General features: G+C 27.7%; 17 protein-coding genes and 1 tRNA gene. 11 read left to right on the top strand and 7 right to left on the bottom strand.

Annotated elements, in window-relative coordinates; all coding sequences use genetic code 11:
- The first annotated feature begins 213 nt into the window (after window positions 1-213).
- Both addB and addA read left to right on the top strand, forming a co-directional pair.
- Window positions 214-3,639 (top strand): helicase-exonuclease AddAB subunit AddB, encoded by a 3,426-nt coding sequence (addB, locus tag ARA56_RS07270; RefSeq protein ID WP_055265234.1) that lies wholly within the window; start codon window positions 214-216, stop codon window positions 3,637-3,639.
- A 7-nt stretch (window positions 3,640-3,646) separates the two neighbouring features.
- A complete protein-coding gene (gene addA, locus ARA56_RS07265) occupies window positions 3,647-7,399 on the top strand; it encodes a helicase-exonuclease AddAB subunit AddA (protein WP_055265232.1) in 3,753 nt (1,250 codons plus the stop codon).
- 300 nt (window positions 7,400-7,699) lie between these two features.
- Here the strand turns inward: addA and ARA56_RS07260 are convergent, their stop codons facing one another.
- On the bottom strand, window positions 7,700-9,058 hold the full coding sequence (locus ARA56_RS07260) for a CCA tRNA nucleotidyltransferase (RefSeq protein WP_055265230.1): 1,359 nt from the start codon (window positions 9,056-9,058) through the stop codon (window positions 7,700-7,702).
- Between the two features lie 149 nt (window positions 9,059-9,207).
- Window positions 9,208-10,401: a L,D-transpeptidase gene (locus ARA56_RS07255; protein WP_055265228.1), complete on the bottom strand. Its 1,194-nt coding sequence runs from the start codon at window positions 10,399-10,401 to the stop codon at window positions 9,208-9,210.
- A gap of 154 nt (window positions 10,402-10,555) precedes the next feature.
- Between ARA56_RS07255 and ARA56_RS07250 the strand changes: the two genes are divergently transcribed.
- The 5 genes from ARA56_RS07250 (at window position 10,556) to ARA56_RS07230 (ending at window position 15,184) form a co-directional block, all read left to right on the top strand.
- A complete protein-coding gene (locus ARA56_RS07250) occupies window positions 10,556-11,338 on the top strand; it encodes a DUF1189 family protein (RefSeq protein WP_055265226.1) in 783 nt (260 codons plus the stop codon).
- A gap of 171 nt (window positions 11,339-11,509) precedes the next feature.
- Window positions 11,510-12,367 (top strand): sensor histidine kinase, encoded by an 858-nt coding sequence (locus ARA56_RS07245; protein WP_070205669.1) that lies wholly within the window; start codon window positions 11,510-11,512, stop codon window positions 12,365-12,367.
- Window positions 12,368-12,425: 58 nt separating this feature from the next.
- Window positions 12,426-12,500, top strand: a tRNA-Arg gene (locus tag ARA56_RS07240).
- A gap of 87 nt (window positions 12,501-12,587) precedes the next feature.
- Complete coding sequence (locus ARA56_RS07235; RefSeq protein WP_055265224.1) at window positions 12,588-13,718, top strand: Card1-like endonuclease domain-containing protein; 1,131 nt, start codon at window positions 12,588-12,590, stop codon at window positions 13,716-13,718.
- Between the two features lie 104 nt (window positions 13,719-13,822).
- Window positions 13,823-15,184 carry a 6-phospho-beta-glucosidase gene (locus tag ARA56_RS07230; RefSeq protein WP_055265222.1) on the top strand — a complete coding sequence of 454 codons (1,362 nt, stop codon included), beginning with the start codon at window positions 13,823-13,825 and terminating at the stop codon, window positions 15,182-15,184.
- A gap of 112 nt (window positions 15,185-15,296) precedes the next feature.
- Here ARA56_RS07230 and ARA56_RS07225 read toward each other — a convergent pair whose 3' ends face one another.
- Complete coding sequence (locus ARA56_RS07225; RefSeq protein WP_055265220.1) at window positions 15,297-16,103, bottom strand: MurR/RpiR family transcriptional regulator; 807 nt, start codon at window positions 16,101-16,103, stop codon at window positions 15,297-15,299.
- Window positions 16,104-16,133: 30 nt separating this feature from the next.
- Complete coding sequence (locus tag ARA56_RS07220) at window positions 16,134-17,024, bottom strand: phosphatidylserine decarboxylase (protein WP_055265218.1); 891 nt, start codon at window positions 17,022-17,024, stop codon at window positions 16,134-16,136.
- Between the two features lie 144 nt (window positions 17,025-17,168).
- Between ARA56_RS07220 and ARA56_RS07215 the strand changes: the two genes are divergently transcribed.
- Both ARA56_RS07215 and ARA56_RS07210 read left to right on the top strand, forming a co-directional pair.
- Window positions 17,169-17,519: a DUF1622 domain-containing protein gene (locus ARA56_RS07215; RefSeq protein WP_055265216.1), complete on the top strand. Its 351-nt coding sequence runs from the start codon at window positions 17,169-17,171 to the stop codon at window positions 17,517-17,519.
- Window positions 17,520-17,721: 202 nt separating this feature from the next.
- Window positions 17,722-18,255, top strand: coding sequence for a 2'-5' RNA ligase family protein (locus tag ARA56_RS07210; RefSeq protein WP_055265214.1), 534 nt, complete (start codon window positions 17,722-17,724; stop codon window positions 18,253-18,255).
- Window positions 18,256-18,282: 27 nt separating this feature from the next.
- Here the strand turns inward: ARA56_RS07210 and ARA56_RS07205 are convergent, their stop codons facing one another.
- From ARA56_RS07205 to trhA, 3 genes are all read right to left on the bottom strand, one after another.
- Window positions 18,283-19,872, bottom strand: a complete 1,590-nt coding sequence (locus tag ARA56_RS07205; RefSeq protein ID WP_055265212.1) for an ABC-F family ATP-binding cassette domain-containing protein — start codon at window positions 19,870-19,872, stop codon at window positions 18,283-18,285.
- A gap of 295 nt (window positions 19,873-20,167) precedes the next feature.
- Window positions 20,168-20,404 carry a DUF4351 domain-containing protein gene (locus tag ARA56_RS07200; RefSeq protein ID WP_055265210.1) on the bottom strand — a complete coding sequence of 79 codons (237 nt, stop codon included), beginning with the start codon at window positions 20,402-20,404 and terminating at the stop codon, window positions 20,168-20,170.
- 29 nt (window positions 20,405-20,433) lie between these two features.
- Window positions 20,434-21,081 (bottom strand): PAQR family membrane homeostasis protein TrhA, encoded by a 648-nt coding sequence (gene trhA, locus ARA56_RS07195; RefSeq protein ID WP_055265208.1) that lies wholly within the window; start codon window positions 21,079-21,081, stop codon window positions 20,434-20,436.
- A gap of 214 nt (window positions 21,082-21,295) precedes the next feature.
- Between trhA and ARA56_RS07190 the strand changes: the two genes are divergently transcribed.
- Both ARA56_RS07190 and ARA56_RS07185 read left to right on the top strand, forming a co-directional pair.
- On the top strand, window positions 21,296-21,877 hold the full coding sequence (locus tag ARA56_RS07190; RefSeq protein ID WP_055265206.1) for a DUF1836 domain-containing protein: 582 nt from the start codon (window positions 21,296-21,298) through the stop codon (window positions 21,875-21,877).
- Window position 21,878: 1 nt separating this feature from the next.
- A complete protein-coding gene (locus ARA56_RS07185; RefSeq protein WP_055265204.1) occupies window positions 21,879-23,573 on the top strand; it encodes an ABC-ATPase domain-containing protein in 1,695 nt (564 codons plus the stop codon).
- The last annotated feature ends 40 nt before the right edge of the window (window positions 23,574-23,613 follow it).

Below are 23,613 nucleotides of genomic sequence, written 5' to 3'. Positions count from 1 at the left end.
TTATAACCTCCTATTTGTCGTGTCAAAAAACTTGTTCATTTAGAAATAATTTCATATAAATATATGAATAAAAAATAAAAAGACCGTCTACTGAAATGATTTTAAAAATCATTTCAGAGACAGCCCCTTTTTTATAGTAAAATAAATATATAAATTGGTTAGTTTAGTGAAGGTTAGGAAAGTATTAAAATATAAGATTAAAAGGAGTTATTTATGAGTATTAGATTTATATTTGGTAGAGCAGGTACTGGAAAAAGTAAGTTCTGCTTAGATCAGATAAGAAAAAAGATAGACAATGATGATGATAATAAGTTAATTCTCCTTGTTCCAGAGCAGTATACATTTCAAAGTGAAAAAAAGTTATTAAGTGAAATAGGAGAAAGAGCATTACTTAGAGCTGAGGTTTTAAGCTTTAAAAGAATGGCTAATAGAGTTTTTGATGAATGTGGTGGAAGGACAAATAAGATAGTTAGTGATTCGGGTAAAAACATGCTTATTTATAAGCTTTTAAAAGAAAAAGGTGATGACCTTAAATACTTTAATAGAATAAGTAAGCAACAAGGATTTATAAGCACAGTATCTAAAACAATCACTGAATTTAAAAAGTATAATATTTCCGAGGAAATTTTACATGAAAAACAAGAAAGTATAGAAGATAAAGATTTAAAAGAGAAGATAAGTGATTTAGTGGATATTTATACTAACTTTAATGAGACTTTACATAGAAAATATATTGATGGAGAAGATGTATTAACAATCCTTGCTGATAAATTAAAAGAGTGTAGTTTATATGATGGAGCTGAAATATGGGTTGATGAATTTACAACATTTACTCCACAACAATTAGAAGTAATATTATTGTTAGCTAAAAAGTGTAAAACAGTGAATATAACTTTATGTACTGATAATTTAGAATTATCTAGTGAAGATGATACAGATATTTTTGATGTTATAAAGAATACTGAAAATAGGATTCTTAAAGGTATGGAAGAAAATAATATATCGTATATGGAACCTATAAATTTAAATAAAAAATCTCCTTATAGATTTCAAGATAGTGAAGAATTAAAGCATCTTGAAAGACATTTCTTTTCTTATCCTTTTAGAACTTTTACAGGCAAGTGTAAAGATATAAGAATATATAAAGCAAATAATAATTACAGTGAAATTGAATATGTAGCTCAAGACATACTTAAACTTGTTAGAGATAAAGGATATAGATATAGAGATATAGCCGTTGTTTGTAGAGATATAGATAGTTATGAGAAAATAGCAACTGTTATTTTAAATGAGTATGATATTCCATTTTTCTTAGATAAAAAGAGGGAGATATTAGATAATCCTTTAGTTGTTTTAATAATATCAGCTTTAGAAGTTATAATATCAAATTGGTCTTATGAAAGTGTATTTAAGTATGTTAAAAGTGGCCTTATAAAATTAGACCAATATCATATTGATAGACTAGAAAACTATATATTAGCGAATGGGATAAAGGGCTTTAAGTGGACTAGAGATTTGTATGAAGCTAATGCAGAGGAAATGTCTGATGAAGAAAAGCAAATGGCTGATATTATGGAGGAAATAAGAGAGCCAATAATGGTTTTATCTAAAAAAATAAAAAATGATGTTACAGTAAGAAAATACTGTGAAGCTATATATGAATTCTTATTAGATATACAAGCTTTAGAAACTATGGAAGAATGGCTTGAAAATTTCAATAGTATTGGATTACAAGATAAGATAAAGGAATATGAACAAGTACCATCTATAGTTATGGATATCTTAGATCAAGCTGTTGAAGTATTAGGGGATGAAGTATTAGATATAAATACTTTTACAAGAATCCTTAGAACTGGCTTTGAAGAGCAAGAAGTTGGTGTAATTCCAATGGCCTTAGACCAGGTTAATATAGGTGATATAGCAAGAATAAAAGGTAGAGATGTAAAGGCTTTATATATTGTAGGAGTAAATGATGGTGTATTACCTTCTACAAATAAAGATGAAGGTATATTGTCTGATAGGGATAGAATTGAGTTAAGAGAACTAGGAATAGAATTGGCTTCAGATACAAGAAGTAGAGTTTTTGAAGAACAGTTTATGGTTTATACAGCATTAACTATTGCATCAGAATATTTAATGATAACTTATCCTATGGCTGATTTTGAAGGAAAGTCCTTAAGACCATCTATAGTTATTCCTAGAATAAAGAAGATTTTTAAAGGTCTAAAAGAAGAAAGTGAATTTTATAATGAAGGTTTAAATGGTGATGAGTATTATAAGATAACAGCACCAATACCAACATTTAATGAACTTGTTGGAGCTTTAAGAAGAGAATGTGAAAAGGAAAAAATAGAAGAGTATTGGCTACAAGCATATAAGTGGTTTGAGAAGAATGATGATTTTGCTAAGAGAGCTGATATCATCTTTAAAGGATTAAAATACTCAAATTTAGCTGAAAAGATTCCAAGAGAAAAAATCAAAAAATTATATAGTAATGATAACGGAAGGCTTATATTTAGTGTATCTAGATTAGAGAAATATGCTCAATGTCCATTTAGCTATTATGTTCAGTATGGATTAAAGGCTAAAGATAGAAAGGTTTATGAGTTTTCAGCACCTGACTTAGGTTCATTTATGCATGAAATCTTAGATCAGTTTACAAACAAGATAAAGAAAGAACATATGCTATGGTCTGAATTATCTAAGGATAAATGTAGAGATATAGTAAATGAATTAGTAGATACGAAGCTTAAGAATGAATCTAATTCAATTTTAAATAGTAATAAGAAATACATGTATTTCTCAGAAAGATTTAAAAAGACAATAACTAAATCCGTTACAGTTATTTCAGAGCAAATGAGAAGAGGAGAATTTGAAATATTTAAAAATGAATTTGATTTTGGAGATTTTAAAGATTCAGACCCAATAGAATTAAAGCTACCATCTAATGAAAGTGTTTATTTAAAAGGTAGAGTAGATAGAATTGACAAAGTTGAGCTAGATGGAGAAACATATATAAGAATAGTAGATTATAAGACTGGCTCAAAGAGTTTTGATTTAAGTGAATTATATTATGGACTTCAAATACAGCTTTTAGTTTATTTAGATGCAATATTAAGAAATTCTAAGAAGATTCTTAGTAAGCAGTGTATGCCAGGAGCAATTCTTTATTTCAGAATAGATGACCCTATAATAAAGTCTAAAAAATCACTATCAGAGGATGAGATAAAGGATGAAGTTCTTAAAAAGCTAAAGATGAATGGCTTAATCTTAAAAGATGCTGATTTAGTTAGAGCTATGGATAATACTATGGAGACTTATTCATTAATAATTCCTGCTAAGTTTAATAAAGATGGAAGCTTTTCAAATAGTAGTTCTGTAATATCTGAAGAGCAGTTTGATATATTAAGAAAATATGTCAATGACAAGATGGTAGAACTATGTGAAGATATGCTAAGTGGAGATGTTAAGATAGAACCTTGTAAATCATCAAAGGTTACATATTGTGACTATTGTGATTACTCATCTATATGTCAGTTTGATACTTCAATAAAGGATAATAAGTATAGAATAATAGTTAAGAAGAATAAAGAAGAAGTATGGGAAGCAATAGAAGAAAAGGTTCAGAAGGAGGAATAGTAGAGTTATGGGAGAGACTAAATGGACTAAAGAACAGTCGGAAGCAATATATACAAGAAGATGTAACTTGTTAGTAGCAGCGGCGGCTGGTTCAGGAAAAACAGCTGTATTAGTAGAAAGAATAATTCAAATAATCACAAATGAAGAAAATCCAGTAGATATAGATAAGTTATTAGTGGTTACATTTACAAGTGCAGCAGCTGCAGAGATGAGAGAGAGAATAGCAAATGCTATATCTAAAAAATTAGAAGATAGACCGGACTCTAAAAGTCTTCAAAAACAATTAACTCTTTTAAGTAGAGCAAATATTACTACTATGCATTCCTTTTGTTTAGATGTAATTAAAAACTATTTCTATACTATAGATTTAGACCCAAGCTTTAGAATTGCAGATGATACAGAATGTACTCTTATGAAAAATGAAATAATTGAAGAGCTTTTTGAAGAATTATATGAAAATGATGACGATAATTTTAAAACTTTAGTTGAATCTTATAGTGGTTCAAGAGATGATGAAAAATTAAAAGATATGATTTTAAGATTATATAGCTTTTCAATGAGTGGGCCTTGGCCAGAAAAATGGCTTAGTGAAAAGGCAGAAGAATTTAATATAGAGACAGTTGCTGATTTAGATAAAACCGAGTGGATTAATGTATTAAGAAGTAATTTAGGTGTAGAGTTAAATGGCTTTATAAATATGATGAATAAAGCTATCGAAATAATAAAAGAAACAGATGGCTTAGAACCGTATATAGAGACATTTACTACAGAGCTATCTTATTTAGATAATGCGTATGCTTCTCTAAATGGTGGATTAGAAGAAATGTATAAAGCTTTTAAACTAATAAGCTTTGGTAGAATTCCAGTAGTAAGAAAAAATAAAGTATCAGATGAAAATGCTCAAGCCACAGTTAAAGGCATAAGAGATTCGATAAAGAAGAAGCTTGCAAAGCTTATAGAGGATAGTTTTACTTTTACGCCTGAAGAAGCATTAGAAGGTATAAAGAGAGTTTATCCATGTATGAAAACTTTAGCTAATATAACATTAGAGTTTGGCGAGAGATTTACTCAAAGGAAGAGAGATAAGAATCTTTTAGACTTTAACGATTTAGAGCACCTATGCTTAAAAATATTAATAGATAAAGATGAAGATGGCAATGTAATTCCTTCACAAGTTGCAGAACATTTTAGAGAGTATTTTGATGAGGTTTTAGTAGATGAATATCAAGATTCTAATAATGTTCAAGAGACCATAATAGATTTAGTTTCTAGAAAAAATTTAGATGAACCTAATGTATTTATGGTTGGAGATGTAAAACAAAGTATATATAGATTTAGGCAAGCTAAACCAGAACTATTCTTAGATAAATATAATAGGTATCCTCTTGAAGAAGGCGGTAGAGATAGAAAGATTCAATTATATAAAAATTTCCGTAGTAGAGAGGAAGTAATTAGCGGCTCAAATTATATATTTAAGATGGTTATGTCTACTATAGTTGGTGAGCTTGAATATACAGATGAAGAAGCATTAAATTTAGGTGCTAGCTATAAGGAAAATACTGATTTAGATACTGTTGTAGGTGGAGAAATCGAACTACATATATTAGATAAGTCAGGAATTGCTAAGGTTGAAGAAGTTGAGGTAATAGAAGAAAGAGAAGATGGGGAAAAGGTTGAAGAGGAAGAAGATGTTGATTCTATAGCCCTAGAAGCTAAGATTATAAGTAAAAGAATAAAAGAGTTGTTTACTGAAAAAGATGGAAAAACTTTTAAAGTATTTGATAAAGATACTAATGAATATAGAAATATAAAGTATAAAGATATTGTTATCTTACTTAGAGCTACGAAAAATTGGTCAGAAATATTTTTAGAAGAGCTAGGGAATGAAGGAATACCAGTGTATGCAGATACAGGTAGTGGTTATTTTGAGTCTATAGAAATAAGAACAATAATGTCTTTATTAAAGATAATAGATAATCCACTTCAAGATGTCCCTATGATAGCAGTATTAAGATCGCCAATAGTAGGGTTTTCAGCTGAAGAGTTAAGTGATTTAAGATTATTAAATAAAGATTTATATTTTTATGAAATTATAAAAGAAGTTTCAGAAGGAAATATAGAAGCTAATAAAGAGTTAAAAGAAAAGTGTATATCTATTATAGATAACTTAAATGTATGGAGAGAAAAATCAGTATACACTCCAATAGATGAATTTATATGGTATCTATATATGGATACAGCTTATTACGGATATGTTGGAGCAATGCCTAATGGTAAGTTAAGACAGGCAAACTTAAAGATTTTATTCCAAAGAGCTAAACAGTTTGAAAGCACAAGCTTTAAAGGATTATTTAACTTTATAAACTTTATAAATAAGTTAAGAAAATCCTCAGGAGATATGGGAAGTGCAAAGGTACTTGGAGAAAATGAAGATGTAGTTAGAATTATGAGTATTCATAAAAGTAAAGGTCTTGAGTTCCCAGTAGTATTCTGTGCAGGTACAGGAAAGCAATTTAACTTAATGGATTTAAATTCATCTATTCTTTATCATGAAGAGCTAGGCTTTGGACCTGATTATGTAAATTTAGAAAAAAGAAATGCTTATACTACATTAGCAAAGGAAGCTATAAAGAAAAGAATTAGACTTGAAACATTATCCGAAGAAATGAGAATTCTTTATGTAGCATTTACAAGAGCAAAAGAGAAGTTAATAATAACAGGAGCTACAAGAGATTTAGAAAAAGCTATTAATAATTGGGTTTCTTCAGCATCATTAGATGAAAAAATAATATTACCTTCAGAAGTATTGAAAGGAAAGTCATACTTAGATTGGATTGCCTTAGCTATGTGTAAGCATGCTGATGGAGAAATATTAAGAGAAGTAGCAGGAGTAACAAGGGATCTTGTTAGAGTTGATTATTCTAAATGGAAGATTAAGTTCTGGAATAAAGATTTATTAATTACTAACAAGGAAATTGAAGTAGTAGATGAACAAAATGAAATAAATTTAATTGAAGAGGCTGAAAATATTAAATCTATAGATAAAGAAATAGAAAGAAGACTTGGATATAAATATAAGTATAAAGAAGGAGCAATGCTTCCAAGTAATGTATCTGTATCAGATTTAAAGATGAGTGATTATGAATATGATGGAATAGCAACTTTAGAAATATTCAAAGAAAAGCCTCTAATTAAGCCAAAATTCTTACAAGAAGAAAAAGGATTAAGTGCAGCTGAAAGAGGAACTATAATGCATTATGTTATGCAAAAACTGAATTTAAGTAGAGTTAACTCTATAAGTGAGATAAAAGCACAAATTGAAGAAATGGTATTAGATAAATCTCTTACAGAACAAGAGGCATCAACGATTTGGTTTAAAAAGATATATAACTTCTATACTAGCGATTTGGGAAAAAGAGTATTAAAAGCTTTCAATAATAATAATTTAGTTCGTAGGGAGTTTCCTTTCTTTACAGAGGTAAGTAGTTTACAGTTAGGAGAAAATTTAGAAAAAAAAATTTACGAAGATGAAAAGGTAAGACTTCAAGGTATTATAGATCTTTTCTTCCAAGAAGAGAATGAAATAGTTCTTGTAGATTATAAAACTGATTATGTAGAAGAAGGAAAAGAAGAAGATATTATAGATAGATATAGAACTCAACTTGCTTATTATAAAGAAGCTTTAGAAAAAGTAACAGGAAAGCAGGTAAAGGAAAGTTACCTTTATTTATTTTATATTGATAAAGTTGTTAGGTTATAGTGAGGGTTCATTTCATAGAGATGATAGATATATAATACTGTGACTTACATAACTTATATTAATTATTTTGTGAAAGTCAAGAAAAGCATTGAAATTACTAACTTTATAACATGATATACATGACTTACGTAAATTTAATGAGTATAATATGCAAAATAAAAAAATTAAAAAAGAAAAACTCATTTAGATATATATTATATAAAAAATAGGTAAGTCATGTATGTCAGTATTAAAAATATTATATAAACTCAGCAATATCAGTTGGTAGAGATGACTCACATAACAAATAGGTTAAATAAGTTAATGTGAGTCATTTAAGTTATTTAAATAACTTTTTGATAAGTTTATAAGTTTATCTTTAGAGTTTAAGTTTTTATCATCAAGTACTTTTTCTAATAAGTAATTAAGAATATCACCTAAAACTTTTCCGGGTTTTAAATCTAACTCTTTTATTAAAATTGAACCATCTATATCTAAATCTTTAATAGTTAAAGGTTCCTTATTTTCAAGTATTTCTTTAGTTTTGTTTGATATATAATCTACTTTGGTTAAAAACGGAACAGGATCCCATAATGAATTTATATCTGCTCTCTGTAATTCAAATAAAATAAATATATTTTTTGGACCAACTCGATTTAATAATCTTTTAATTTCACCATCAGTAGGCATATAGCTAGGCATTAGAACTAAATGGTCATAAATTATAGCACATACTCTATCAATAGTTTCATTATCAAACTTCAACCTTTTTAATATGTCTTTAGTCATATTAGCGCTTTCTATGTTGTGCTCAGGAAAGTAGTGATGACCATTTGGTAAGGCTACTAAGGTATTAAGCTTACCAACATCATGAAATAAAGCTGATAGTCTAAGAAGAAGGTCAGATTCAGTATTATTTATTACTTTCAAAGTATGTTCAAAAACATCTCTATTATGGTTATTACACAATGGAGTATATTGAACTAAAGAATTTATCTCAGGTAAAACTAATTCTAAAATTCCTGTATCTCTTAAAAGAATAAGACCTTTTGATGGATTATCACTTACAAGTAATTTACATAGCTCATCTCTAATTCTTTCAATACTTATATTTTTAATTAAGTTACAATTACCTTTAATTGCATTTAGCGTATTAGTCTCTATAGTGAAATTTAATTGAGCACTGAATCTGATAGCTCTAAGCATTCTAAGAGCATCTTCTTGAAATCTTATATTAGGGTCACCAACAGCTTTAATAATCTTATTATTAAGATCATTTAAACCACCAAAATAATCTACTAAGCCAGCTTTATCATTATAAGCAAAGGCATTTATGGTAAAATCTCTTCTAGACAAATCTTCTTTTAAATTTGAAACGAAATGAACAGATTCTGGGCGTCTATTATCAACATACTTTCCTTCAGTTCTATAGGTGGTTACTTCGAAGTTCTCTTTTTCTATAACTACAGTAATAGTACCGTGTTCTATACCAGTAGGAATTGTTTTTGAAAATAGATTTTCTGTGATATTAGGTGTAGCTGAAGTTGTAATATCATAGTCTTTAGGAGAAAGACCTAAAAGGCTATCTCTAACGCAGCCACCAACCATATAAGCTTCATAATTATTTTGATAAAATGTATCTATAATATATTTAACATTTTTAGGAATATTAATATTCATCAAATTCATCCTTACTATAAAATAAAATATAATTTTATTTTAGCATAATAAAAATAAAACTACCTAATATTAGTGAATTAAAAAAATGATTAATATAGAAATGTTTTAAATAATTCCTATATTAATCATTAATTATTTTTTCTTAATTATTAGTTTATTATTACTTTTGTATCATCAGGCATGTTTTCAAATAGCCATTTTGAATCTTCAACAGCCAATCTGATACAGCCATGAGATGCAGGAACTCCTAAAGTATAATCAACTATTGTATTTTGAGTTTCGTCATAAGGTAGTGAATGGAATAAATAATCACCCCAGAATTGAACCCAATACTTGCCACCTTGTTCATATTCATCAGAGTAGAACCAATCACCACGTCCTGTTATAGTATATACACCCTTAGGTGTAGCCTCACTTTCTATTCCGCTAGAACAAGGAAAATCTCTTTCTAAGGTCCAATTATTACTAGAACCTTCATAAACATAAGTTTTTTGATCATTTAAATTTACATATATAAGATACGGTGTATTACTTTCTATATTTAATGTATTTATTGTTTCAGAATTTAGATTTTGTAATAATGATGTAGAAGTAGGTTGAGCATTATCTATATAATATTGTGAAGATAAATATTCCTCTCTAGCTATTTCTATAGAAGATATTTTGTTTTGTATATCTTTATCAGTAGAAGATACAATTGATTCGTCTACATTTGATAATAAATCTATAGCTTTTGTATAATAATCTTCTTCAGATAATTTATCAGCTTCATTAAATAGAGACTGTTTATAAGAGTCCTTACATTTTTCTATATAGTCTTGTGCTGTATTATAATATTCAAGCTGAGAGTAAGGTATTTTAGAAAGCATCTCTATAGCTTCTGAATACTGACCTACATTATATTTTTCTAATGCTAAATCTAAATAATGTTTATAAAGTGAAGAATCTTCTAATACATAGTCTTGATCTAAAGTTAAGATTAATTTATCTAAAGATTCATCGAGAATATCATAGCTTTTTATTTCTTTAAATACAGTAACAGCCTGATCAGAAGTAATATTATTATTTTTTAATTCATTACACAATGTAGTTATAATAGAAGTAAAGTATTTAGATACTTCTGATGTCATAGCTTTTTTCTTTAGTTTTAAAACAAAACTATTATCAGATAAAGTTTCTTTTGCATCATTAAAATCACATTGATTAAATTCTGAATAGAAAGTATTTAAAGTTTTTGAATAATTATAATTAATATAATAATTCACCGATAAAGTTAATAAAAATAGTAATACAGTAGATATTAATATTTTTAATATAGTAATTCTAGATTTTTTAAAATCCAATAAAAATCCCTCCTAAATTCGCTATATAGTAATTTTTGACCAATATTGAGAAAAATAAACAATTACTTTTAAATTTACAGAAATTATACATATAGGTCATGGAGAATTATGATATACTAAAGATAGAATAAATTCTTACATATGTGGAGGAATCATGAAAGAAAAAATAAATATGATAAATAGATTTAAGTGGAGTTTAAATCCTAAAAGATATATATATTTAGCAAAAGATACATTAGGAAAAGCTTTCTTATATGTTTTTATTCTGGCTACAATTTTTGGATTATTTCAAGGTATAACAGTTGTTAGTACAATAGGGGTAGTAGAAGAGGTTATTTATAAAGCATACCAAGATGGAAAATTAAATTTTGAAATGAAGAATGGATTGTTAAATTTTGAAACATCACCATATAAAGAAGAGCAGGGAAGTACAGTGTTATTAGTTGATACGGATAAAACTGTAGATGAAGTAGATAGCTTAAGAAATATTACTGTTCATAAGGATTTATCTACAGTAATTTTAAAGGATGGAATTGTAATTAAAAATGGTAGTGAAGAGATTGTTTATAAATATGCTGATTTTGGGTTAGATAAAATAGATTTTAATAACCAAGTAATAGATTTATTTATAAAAGAGTTAAGCGTACTAAAATATTTTATGATACCAATAATAATTATAATTAAATTTATAGATATGCTTTTCTACTCATTCATGATGTCATTAGCCGGATTATTAAGTATGCTACTAAATAAACAAAGATTATCTTATGGAAATATATTTAAGCTTGCAATGTATTCAATAACTTTACCAACTATATTAGGATTAATATTGCCTATAGGTAAATATACAATGTTTATTGGAGGTTTAATATTAATATTTGGAATAAATTTTGTTGTGTATGATGATATTATAAAGATAAATAAAAATGATATGTAATAAAAAAATCCAGTTATGCTGGATTTTTTTATTAACAAAGTAATTTAACTTTATACATTAAATTACAGTTAATAATTAGTTTTTTAGTAAAATTTTATTTAAACTTGTTTTATAAATAGAAATATGGTAAAATTTTGAATAAAGGTTTACTTGGGGAATATAGGAGGAAATATGGGAATAAGAGGTAATAATTTAGATGAAAATTTACAAATGATTATAAATGATTTTGAAGAAGAGGTTAATTATTTAAAACAAGAAAATGAAAAAAAAGAAAATTTCACTTTAAATATAACTCATGATATGCGTAGTCATCTAAATGTTATTATTTCTGCTTTACAGTTTATTGAGCACAATGATTGGAACATTAGAGATGAAAAGAGATACATGAATATAATAAAAAGAAATAGTTATAAAATATTAAAGTTAATTAATAATTTAATTGATACTAGTAGGTTAGAAAATAATTATTATAAACTAGAAAAAAGAAATATGGATATTGTATCAATGATTGAAGGCACTGTTGAATGCATAGAGAGGTATTCTTTAGAAAAAAATATTCAATTAATATTTGATACTAATAAAGAAGAATGTATAGTTTCTGCAGACCCAGAAGCTATAGATAGAATAGTTATGAATTTATTATCTAATGCAATAAAGTTTTCACCAATGGATTCTGAAATATTTGTATATTTAAATATAGATAGTGAAAATATTAATATATCTGTAAAAGATAAAGGAAAAGGAATATCCAAGGAAGAACAGGATAAAATATTTAATAGATTCTATCAATGTTCTAATAGATCAGCTAAAGAGTATATAGGAAGTGGAATAGGCTTAGATTTAACAAATTACTTAGTAAAGGCTCATGGTGGAAATATAAGCATAAATAGTAGAGAAAATGAAGGTGCAGAGTTTATAGTTACTATTCCTAGAATTTTAGAAGAACATATAGAAGGAATTGATAATAGTATATCTAGTAAAATACAAATGTTAGAAATAGAATTCTCAGATATTTATCTAAGCGAATAATTAATGATTTATTCTTGAAAAATGTTAATCTTTGTGATATCATAGGAATTGTTAATGTGGAGCGTTAGTTAAACGGATATAACACGCCGCTACGGACGGCGCATTAAGGGTTCGATTCCTTTACGCTCTGCCAAGCACTTATTTATTTTTATAAATAAGTGCTTTTTATTTTGGGCAAATTAATAATACTAATTTATATAGAAAGAGTAGGTAAAAACAAGTGGGATTATTAATTAACCAATTAGATGAACACAATGAAGGAAATATATTAGCTACAACTAGATATAAAGTTAATGAAGTTATATTTATTAGACAAAATAATCAGGTGGATTTAATTGATAATATAAAAAATTATTATAATAAAAATTTTCCTACTGTAAAAATGAATGATGTAATTATTGAAGAAGGAGAAATTGATAAGCTGACAGATTTAGTTAAAAGAAATAGAAGTGATGATTTAATAATTAATGTTACAGGTGGAAAGAGAATAAATTCATTAGCTTTATTAGAACTTAGTATAAAAAGTAATATAAAAGCTATATATACGGATGTCAAAAATAAAAAAATATATACATTTAATAATGGAATAGATTTAACATATGAAGAATTTGATGATTTAGATATAAAAGATATTATTAATGCAGCAGGAGGAGAATTAGTTGAAGATTCTTCAGAGCTATGTAATAAAAAAGATTTAATATATTTATCAGAGCAGATATATAAACATTTAGATATTTGGAATAAGCATAAACAAAAATTATATGATACAAATATATTTAAGCATATTGAAGAAGCTCCAAACAAAATAGAGATTAATATAAAGTTGCTAACTCAAGAAGAAAAAGTATTATTAAATAATATACTTAAAAAGTTAGAAGATATGAATGAACTACAATATACTGAGAAAAATGAAAATATTGAAGTAACATTTTTGAATAAATATATAAAAGGATTTATATTTAAAAGTGGAACTTGGTTAGAGATTGCAACTAATAATTTAATAAAAAAAATAAAAGAAATAGATGAGGCAAGAAATGGTGTTGTATTTCTTTGGAGCAATGAAAATAGAACTGTAAGAAATGAAGTTGATGTTGTAGCTGTTAAAGATTCTGTGCCTATAGTAATATCTTGTAAAGATAGTGAAAAATATAATGAAATGGCTCTAAATGAGTTAAATGTATATGCAAATAAAATAGGAGGTAAGAATGCATATAAGATTCTTGTAGCTACAAGAGAACCATGTAAAGGACCAGTTTCAATAAGAGCAAAAGAGATGGGAATACATATAGTAATATTTGATGGAGATGAAAATAAATTTATTAAGAACATAAAAGCAATTATAGACAAATAAAAGCTTTTTATCACATCCATGGTTTCGTTTTCAAAAAATGAAAATAATAATACAAATATTACTTTATAATAGAGACATAAGATGTGAAGGGGAGATGAAGTACCATGAGTAAAAAAGGTTTAAAAATAGTTACAATTGGTGGAGGGTCAAGCTATACACCAGAATTAGTAGAAGGATTAATTAAGAGATATAGTGAATTACCAGTAGCAGAATACTGGCTTGTAGATATAGAAGAAGGAAAAGAAAAATTAGAAATAGTTGGAGCTTTAGCTAAGAGAATGGTAGAAAAAGCTGGAGTGCCAATGGAAATACATTTAACTCTAGACAGAAAAGAAGCTTTAAAAGATGCTGATTTCGTTACAACTCAATTAAGAGTAGGATTATTAAAAGCTAGAGCTAAGGACGAAAGAATTCCTCTAAGTCACGGATTTTTAGGTCAAGAAACAAATGGAGCAGGTGGGCTTTTCAAAGCTTTAAGAACAGTTCCAGTTATTTTAGATATAGCTAAAGAAATGCAAGACTTATGTCCAAATGCTTGGTTAATTAACTTTACAAACCCAGCTGGAGTAGTTACAGAAGCGTTATTAAGATATAGTGATCACAAGAAAGTTATAGGGGTATGTAATGTTCCAATAGGAATGGAATTTGGAGCTGCTGATTTACTAGGAGTAGATAAGTCAAGAATAACTATGGACCAAGTTGGATTAAACCATATGGTATATGGTCAAAGAGTATACCTTGATGGAAATGATGTTACTGCAGAAGTAATGGAAAAAATGTTAAACAGCGATAACTCTCAATCAATGGCTAATATTGCTGCAATGGGATGGGATCCAGCTTTCATAAAAGCAACAGGATTAATGCCATGTCCATACCATAGATATTACTATAAGAAGAGAGATATGCTTGAGCATGAATTAGAAGAATACAAAAAAGGTCAAACAAGAGCTGAAGTTGTTATGGCTGTTGAAAAGAGCTTATTTGAATTATATAAAAATGTAGAGTTACAAGAAAAACCAGAAGAGTTATCTAAGAGAGGTGGAGCTCACTACTCAGATGTTGCTTGTGAAGTTATTTCAAGTATCTATAATGATAAGGGAACAGTTTTAGCTGTAAACACTAAGAACAACGGAAGATTAAAGATGTTTGAAGATGAGTCAGCTATAGAAATTAGCTGTAAGATAACTAAAGACGGGCCAGTACCAGTTGATACAGTTACTGATCTTCCAATCTTTGCTCAAGGTTTAGTTTCTCAAATCAAAGCATTTGAAAGATTAGCTGCAGAAGCTGCATATACTGGAGATTACAATACTGCATTACTAGCAATGACAACTAACCCATTAGTATCTGATGATACTGAAGGAAGAAAATTATTAAACGAAATGTTATTAGCTCACAAAAAATACTTACCACAATTCAAGAATGTTATAGAGCAAATTGAAAAAGTAGAAAGAGCTGAATTTTAGTTAAAAATTAAAAGTGAAAGTTAATGAATAAAGCCAGCATATGCTGGCTTTATTTTTTATGAAATTAAAGTTATCAATTATTTATAATTAATAGTATAACTTTTAAATGCCATTAGTAGTGGCTATATAAATCTGCGTATCTTATAAATAGATATTCAACTAGCATCATAAGAGCATGTTGGTTTTCTGGCAAGTATTGATTATTGTACTCTGATTGGGCTAGATAAATTATGTAATCAGAACCTTCTTTATATTTATTTTCTCTATTTTCTGTTATAGTAACAATTTTGCAATCAGTAGCCAAAAGGTTGTTCCATACACGTTCATGGTAAGCTATGAATCTACCAGTTGGAGAAATAAGTATAGCTAAAGAATTAGGAGTTAATGAGCTTGCAAGCTTTTCTTGAGCTTGGATATCAGTAGCTATATTTATTAGTTTTCCTACTCTTGCGAAATTAGTTTGTAATTGTTGACACATTAATTGAGAAAATAAAGTACCAAATATACAAATGTGGTCACTTCTATAAATTAAATCAATAACTCTGTCTATAAGTTTTAAATCTAAGGAGTTTTTAGTAAGTGTAAGTTCATTACAAATTTCATCATGCATTAATTCTAGAATTTCTTCTCTATTTCTCTTAGTTTTAAATCCTCTTGGCTTAGAAAAACTATTATCAAAATTAGTATTAATTGAAATAGATAAAGCTTTTTTAAATTCTGACAGACTAGAATAACCTAGTTTGCGACAAAAACGACTGATAGCAGCTGGTGATGTATAACACATATCAGCTAGTTTATTTATAGTCATATTAGGTATATCCCTAATATTGCGAATCATAGTTAATGCTATGGTATAGTTTAATGTTTCTTCACGACTATCATTTAAAAATAAAAGTAATCTATAAATTAAATCCCCCATATATAAGCCTCCATTCTAAATACCAAAAAATTATTTAAACTTTTTTCCTATAGTTTCACCCATATTTACTTTTGTTTCAAATCCTAAAGATGATTGAGTAAGAATATCTTCATCTACTATTATAGTATTAGGTTTAAATAAAAGTATAGTGGTTGAGCCTCCAAACTTAAAATAGCCTTTTTCTTCACCTTTTGAAATATGAGTATTTTCTTTATAAGTTTGAATTATTGACCCAACACAAGTTGCACCAACTTCTACATGAATAATGTCACCAAAATTTTCAGAATGAAATACACACCATTCACGCTTGTTTTGACAGTAAAGCTTAGAAACTCTTTCTAATGCAGTTGGATTAACTGAATAATAATTACCTGGAATAAAGTGTGTTTTTTCACAAGTACCCCAATCTATAAAATGAAATCTGTGATAATCGGTAGGACATAACCTTAGTATTAAGCAAACTCCACCTTCGTATTCTTTAGCAATACTATCATCTTGAATAAGTTCTGATAAACTATAAGTTATATTTTTTACTTGAACTAAATCATTTATAGATATATCAGTATAGGCAATTAGACGTCCATCACCAGGAGAGATAAGTTTACTTTTATCTTTATCTATAGGGCGAGCATCTTCCTTTAATTCTCTAATAAAGAAATCATTAAAGTTCTTGAAATCATCTATATTATTTTTACATACGGACATATCTATATCAAAATTTTTAATAAAGCTTGAAACCTTCTTTTTGCTAAAATTAGTATCACAGTAATTTCCATAAATCTTAGAAAAGAGTTTTTTCTTTATTAATAGTTCTGTTAAGCTTTTTCCTACAGGAGATTCATAACACCATTTTATATAATTTCCTCCTGCAACATTTTCAACATCGTACTTTTGAGTATTTCTATTATAAATTTTTATCATAATAATTTCTCCTAGAAAAAAATTTTAATCTTGTAAGTTTATTATTATATTAACATATTTATGTTAACTTTATATAGATTTAATGATATATATTGATTATAATAGTAAAGGAATTTTACATAATATAGGGGGGGGAATTTTTTTATGTTACATCATTTATTAGAAAGCGTTATCCCAGTAGTTATTAGCTTATTAGAGCTAATAGGTGTAGTTATTATCTTAGTAGCTGGGGTAAAGGCTTTTGGAGAATACGTAATGAATTTAATAGGAAAAGGTCATTACAACATAAAAATAGATTTAGGACAAGCTTTATCTTTAGCTCTAGAATTTAAGATGGGTGCAGAGATACTAAAAACTGTTTTAGTAACTAAAATGGAAGAAATATGGATATTAGGTGCTATTATAGTGTTAAGAGCAGTGCTTGCTTTCGTAATCCATTGGGAAGTTTCAGCTGAAAAAAGCCATCAAGAACACAAAGTAGAAGAAGCAGCTTAATTTAATTAAAAATTAATAGTAAAAATTAGCAGTAAATGAAAGAGAAATCTCTTATAAATTTATTTAGCTAATTTTTAAGTGTTAATAAAAAAAGTGGCCTTTGGGTCGCTTTTTTTATTATGCTAAATAAAGTTTTATATTATTACAATAAGGAAATTATATAAATATAATTATTAAAAATATTAGTGAAGGAGAAAGTATTATGAGTGAGACATATGTTATAGTAGCTATAATAAAAGGTGAAGCAGGAGAATTTAATAATAATCTTAGAAAAGATGTCTTTAATGATTTAGGACTTAAATCTTCTAAACTTCCGGCACATTTTACTATAAAAGCACCTTTTAAGCATGAAGGTAGTATTGAATTGTTAGAAAAAACTTTAGAAAATTTCTGTAGTCATGAAAAAAAATCTCCGTTAATAATAGATGAATATGATCATTTTGATGATAGGGTTGTTTATATGAAGCTTAACATGTCTAAGGAGGGTAAAGAGGTTCATGATAGATTAATAGATGAATTAGAGAGGATACCTTACATTAATTTTGATAAAAAAGATGGAAAAAATAAAGTATTTCATGTAACTGTGTCATCAAAAAATGTAAGAAGAAAATTTACTGAACTATGGGATTATGTTCAATTGAGACCTTGTTATTTTGAAAGCTATTTTGATAACATATGTATCTATAAGTGGAGCAATCATACTTGGGAGCTTTATAAAGAGTATAAACTTAAATAAAAAAAGTGACCATTTGGCCACTTTTAATTATTCTCCGAATTTTTCTAAGAATTCGTCGTAAGTCATAGATCTATCGAAGATTGATCCATTATCATCAATTTTAATTATTCTGTTAGCTACAGTTTGCACAAATTGGTGGTCGTGAGAAGCAAACAGTACGTTACTGTTGTAGTCTTTTAAACCATTATTTACAGCTGTAATAGATTCAAGGTCAAGGTGGTTAGTAGGTCCATCTAAAACTAATACGTTAGCGTTAGAAAGCATCATTTTAGAAAGCATACATCTAACCTTTTCTCCTCCAGATAATACGTTAGCTTCTTTTAAAGCTTCTTCTCCAGAGAATAACATTCTTCCTAAGAATCCTCTTATGTAACTTTCAGATTTTTCTTCAGAGAATTGTCTTAACCAATCAACTAAGCTTAAAGTACAATCGTTGAAGAATTCTGAGTTATCTTTAGGGAAGTAAGCAGTTGTAATAGTTATTCCCCATTTATATGCACCAGCATCAGGTTCCATTTCTCCGTTAATTATTTTAAATAAAGTAGTTATTGCTATTTCGTTACCGATGAAAGCAATTTTATCTTCTTTATTTACTCTGAAGCTTACGTTATCTAAAACTTTAACTCCATCAATAGTTTTAGATAATCCTTCAACTACTAATATGTCGTTACCAACTTCTCTTTCAGGTTTAAATCCAACGAAAGGATATCTTCTGCTTGAAGGTTGGATATCATCTAATGTAATCTTATCTAATAACTTCTTACGAGATGTTGCTTGCTTAGATTTAGAAGCGTTAGCACTGAATCTAGCGATGAACTCTTGTAATTCTTTAATCTTTTCTTCTTTTTTCTTGTTTTGGTCTTTAGCCATTTGAGTAGCTAATTGGCTTGATTCATACCAGAAGTCATAGTTACCAACATATAACTTAATCTTACCAAAGTCAACGTCAGCCATATGAGTACATACTTCGTTTAAGAAGTGTCTATCATGCGATACAACTATAACTGTTCCTTCAAAATCACCTAAGAAATCTTGAAGCCACTTGATTGATTTTATATCTAAGTGGTTAGTAGGCTCATCTAGAATTAATATTCCAGGGTTACCAAATAAAGCTTGAGCAAGTAATACTTTAACCTTTTCTCCACCAGTTAATTCAGAAACCGTTTTGTAGTGAGCATCAGTTCCTATTCCTAATCCTTGTAATAATGATGATGCTTCTGATTCAGCTTCCCAACCGTTAAGCTCAGCAAATTCACCTTCAAGTTCAGCAGCCTTTATTCCATCTTCATCAGAGAAATCTGGCTTAGCGTATAAAGCATCTTTTTCTTTCATTATGTCATATAATCTTTTGTTACCCATTATAACTGTTTCTAATACTTGAAACTCATCATATTGGTAATGGTCTTGTTTTAAAACAGACATTCTAGTATTTGGAGCAATTATTACTTCACCAGTATTTGGTTCAACCTCTCCAGATAATATCTTTAAAAATGTACTCTTTCCAGCACCGTTAGCACCTATAACACCGTAACAGTTACCAGGAGTAAATTTGATATTTACATCTTCAAATAGTTTACGAGATCCGTATCTTAAACTTACGTTTATTACATTAATCACTAAACATACCCCATTTCATTTATTATTCTTCAGCTATTATAACATAAAGTCTTTAACTTTACATATAAATATACATTATTCGTCAAGTGAATTAGTGAGAAAATTACAAAAAATATCTTTGTAAAAATTTTCCTAACAAAAAATGAAGAAAAAGATTATTAGGAGTTTTAATAGCTTTTAGTGTATTAATATATATTTTCGATAAAAAAAGAGCTATGGATGAAATGAATTTATAGGTTATATATGGAATAAAAGGATGAAGATAATAAAAAATAGTGGTCGAATAAAACAACCACTATTTCTTATTAACCAAAAGAAATACATCTAAATCTTCTAAAGTTTCAAATTCAAAAATTCTTAATGCAATAGAGATAATTGTATCATTTTCTAAATCAGTTAATAAATCTATATATTTTTCAGGTATGTGTTTAAATTTTTTCTTTAGTAATTTAATTAGTAAGGAAAAATGGCCTTCTTTTATTCCATCAGCCATTCCTTCTTCATAAGCTCTAAGTGAATAGGATAAATTCATAATTTTACCTGCCTTACTTCGGTTTATTTTTATAATAAGTACGTAAATACACAAATAAAGTGAGTTAAACTACCTAATAATATAAATACATGAAATATTTCGTGAAATCCAAAGTTACCTATTTTAAATTTTTGTGATTTAGTAGCATAGATTACGCCACCAATTGTATAAAATACTCCGCCAAGTACTAATAAGAAGATACTTATAGGTGGTAAAGCTGCAGATAGTGGTTTAATAACAAATATTGCACTCCAACCCATTGCTATATAAAGAGCTGTTTGTAACCATCTTGGAGCACTAAACCAACAAAGCTTAAATACTATTCCTGCAATTGCTATTGAAATCATAACTAAAAACATATTTCTTCCTAATGTTCCACCTAATGCAATCAAACAGAATGGAGCATAAGAACCAGCTATTAATATAAAAATCATTGAATGATCTAATTTTTGTAAAAAGTTAATTATTTTATCAGAAGAAATTATACCGTGATAAGTTCCTGATACAGTATATAAGAGTATTAAGCTAATTCCGAAAATAGTTACGGATGCAATAGATATGTTAGAAACATTTGTTACAAAGGCTTTAGCTAACATTGCGAATAAAGCAATAAATGAAAATACAGCACCAGATAAATGAGTAATAGAGTTAATTGGTTCTCTTAATTTTTTATACATAAAAACACCTCACGATACAATATAGTTTTTAAAACTATGTGATATTATATTTATATTATTGACCAAATGGTACTTACAGTCAAAGTTGATTTTAGCAGAATTTACTTATTTATTATTGAATATTTGGCTTTTTCTTGAAATATCTTTGAAATACTATTATTATTAAAATATAATGAACTATTATATGTAGTTTGAAAAACTACTAGGAGGAAGTATGGATATAAATGAATTAATAAATGATATGGATTTTATAAATGGAATAGCTATGGATGATATCCCTGAAATTGATTTATATATGGATCAAGTTATTCAACTTTTTGAAGGAAAATTATCATCATTAAAAAGAACTGAAGATGATAAGATTCTAACTAAGACGATGATAAATAATTATGCTAAGGGAAAGCTTTTATTACCTATCAAAAATAAAAAGTATACAAAAGAACATATAATACTTATGTCATTAATATACAATTTGAAAGGGGCTTTATCTATTAATGATATAAAGCTAAGCTTAAATAAAATAATTGATAGTTTCTCAGAAGATGAATCTTATCCTTTAAGAGAATTATATGGCTCATTTCTAGATGAATCAGAAAATGATGTATTAGAATTTAAAAAGGGCGTTGCTGATAAAGAAAGAGAGATAGAAGCATTAATAGAAAGCAAATCTGATTTACAGGGTGATTTTGAAAAGAAATTCTTACTTCTTTGTTCATTTGTAAATATGAGCAATATGTATAGAAGAGCTAGTGAAAAATTAATAGATGAATTTTTTTCAGAAGTAAAAGGGGAGTAGCATGAAAAATCAAAATGATTTAAAAAGAGAATTACAGAGAATAGATGGCAGAGGATATAAATCATATAAAGATTTAGAAGGACAATATGATTTTGGAAACTTTATTTTGAGTATAGATCATGTTCAAGGTGATCCTTTTGCATCACCTTCAAGAGTAAGAATAATAGTAGATAATAATGTAGCTAAATTTCCTAGTAGCTTATTAGATTTAAAATACAAAAATATAGCAGTATGCGATTTTCTAACTAGATTATTTAGTAAAAATATACGAAAATATGGTGAAAAGATATTTGGTTCAGGAAAAAGTGGATTAATTGAAATTAGTAGATGTCCTCAAGAAATCTTGGACAGGACTTCAGTTATATTTGATAAAGGTAAAATAGAAGTTAGATTTTATGTTGGATTCCCTGCAAAAGGAAGAAGTGTATTAGCTAAAGAGTTGGAAAAAATATTATTTAATGTAGTACCTACTTTAGTAGAGAATACACTTATATACAATAATATAGATTATAAAGCGTTAATAAATAGAGTAAAACTTGTTGAAGACCAAACATATATTAGAGAAAATCTTAATAATAGAGGATTAGTAGCATTTGTAGCTAATAATTCAATACTTCCTAGAGAAAGTGGAGTATCATCAAGACCATTAAGAGATGGAAAAAGATTTATATCACCTAAAGAGCTTGAAGTGGAATTTAATACGCCTAATAAGGGAGTTATAAGAGGAATGGGAATACCTAAAGGAATAACACTTATCGTAGGTGGTGGATATCATGGTAAATCTACATTACTAAGAGCTTTAGAATTAGGAGTATATAACCATATAGAAGGTGATGGAAGAGAATTTGTAATTACAGAAGATACAGCTTTAAAGGTAAGAGCAGAAGATGGAAGAGCTATAAGTAAGACAGATATAAGTCTTTTTATAAACAATCTTCCTAATGGAAAGAATACAACTAGCTTTGATACTGAAAATGCTAGTGGAAGTACTTCGCAGGCTGCTAATATTGTTGAAGGAATTGAAGCAGGGGCTAATACATTACTAATAGATGAAGATACTTCTGCAACAAACTTTATGATTAGAGATAGTATAATGCAACAATTAGTGGCAAAGGAAAAGGAACCAATAACACCTTATATAGATGTAGCTAAAAGTCTTTATAATAAATTAGGAATTTCAACGATACTTGTAGCGGGAAGTTGTGGAGACTTTTTTGATATAGCTGATTTAGTAATTCAAATGGATAATTATGAGCCTTTTGAAGTTACAGAAAGAGCAAAATCATTAAGCAGAGGAATAGTAGATCATAATAAGGAAATTGATGTTACTATAAATACTAAGAGAATTTTACAAAAAGGAACAATAGAGTTTGGACCAAAAGGAGTAAAAACTAAGTCTTTAGGAGTAGATGGAATTTCTATAAATAAAGAAAATATAGATTTAAGAGCTGTAGAGCAAATAGTAGATTCAGAGCAACTAAATACCATTGGTGCATTTATGAAGTACGTAGAAATTAATTTAATGAATAAAGGCTTAAACCTAAAAGAAGCTGTAGATAAAGCTTATGAGGTTTTAGATAACAATCTAATAGATATAGATAAGATAAAAGGTGGATACGGAAGCTTTGCTATGCCAAGAAAACAAGAAATAATGGCATCATATAATAGATTTAGAAAATTAAAAGTGAAGAATTAATAATTAAAAATTTAGGTGGAAACTGCTTATGCAGTTTCTT

The organism is Clostridium disporicum, assembly GCF_001405015.1.
Classification (GTDB): domain Bacteria; phylum Bacillota; class Clostridia; order Clostridiales; family Clostridiaceae; genus Clostridium; species Clostridium disporicum_B.
This window is presented reverse-complemented; position numbering and strand designations above follow the sequence as displayed.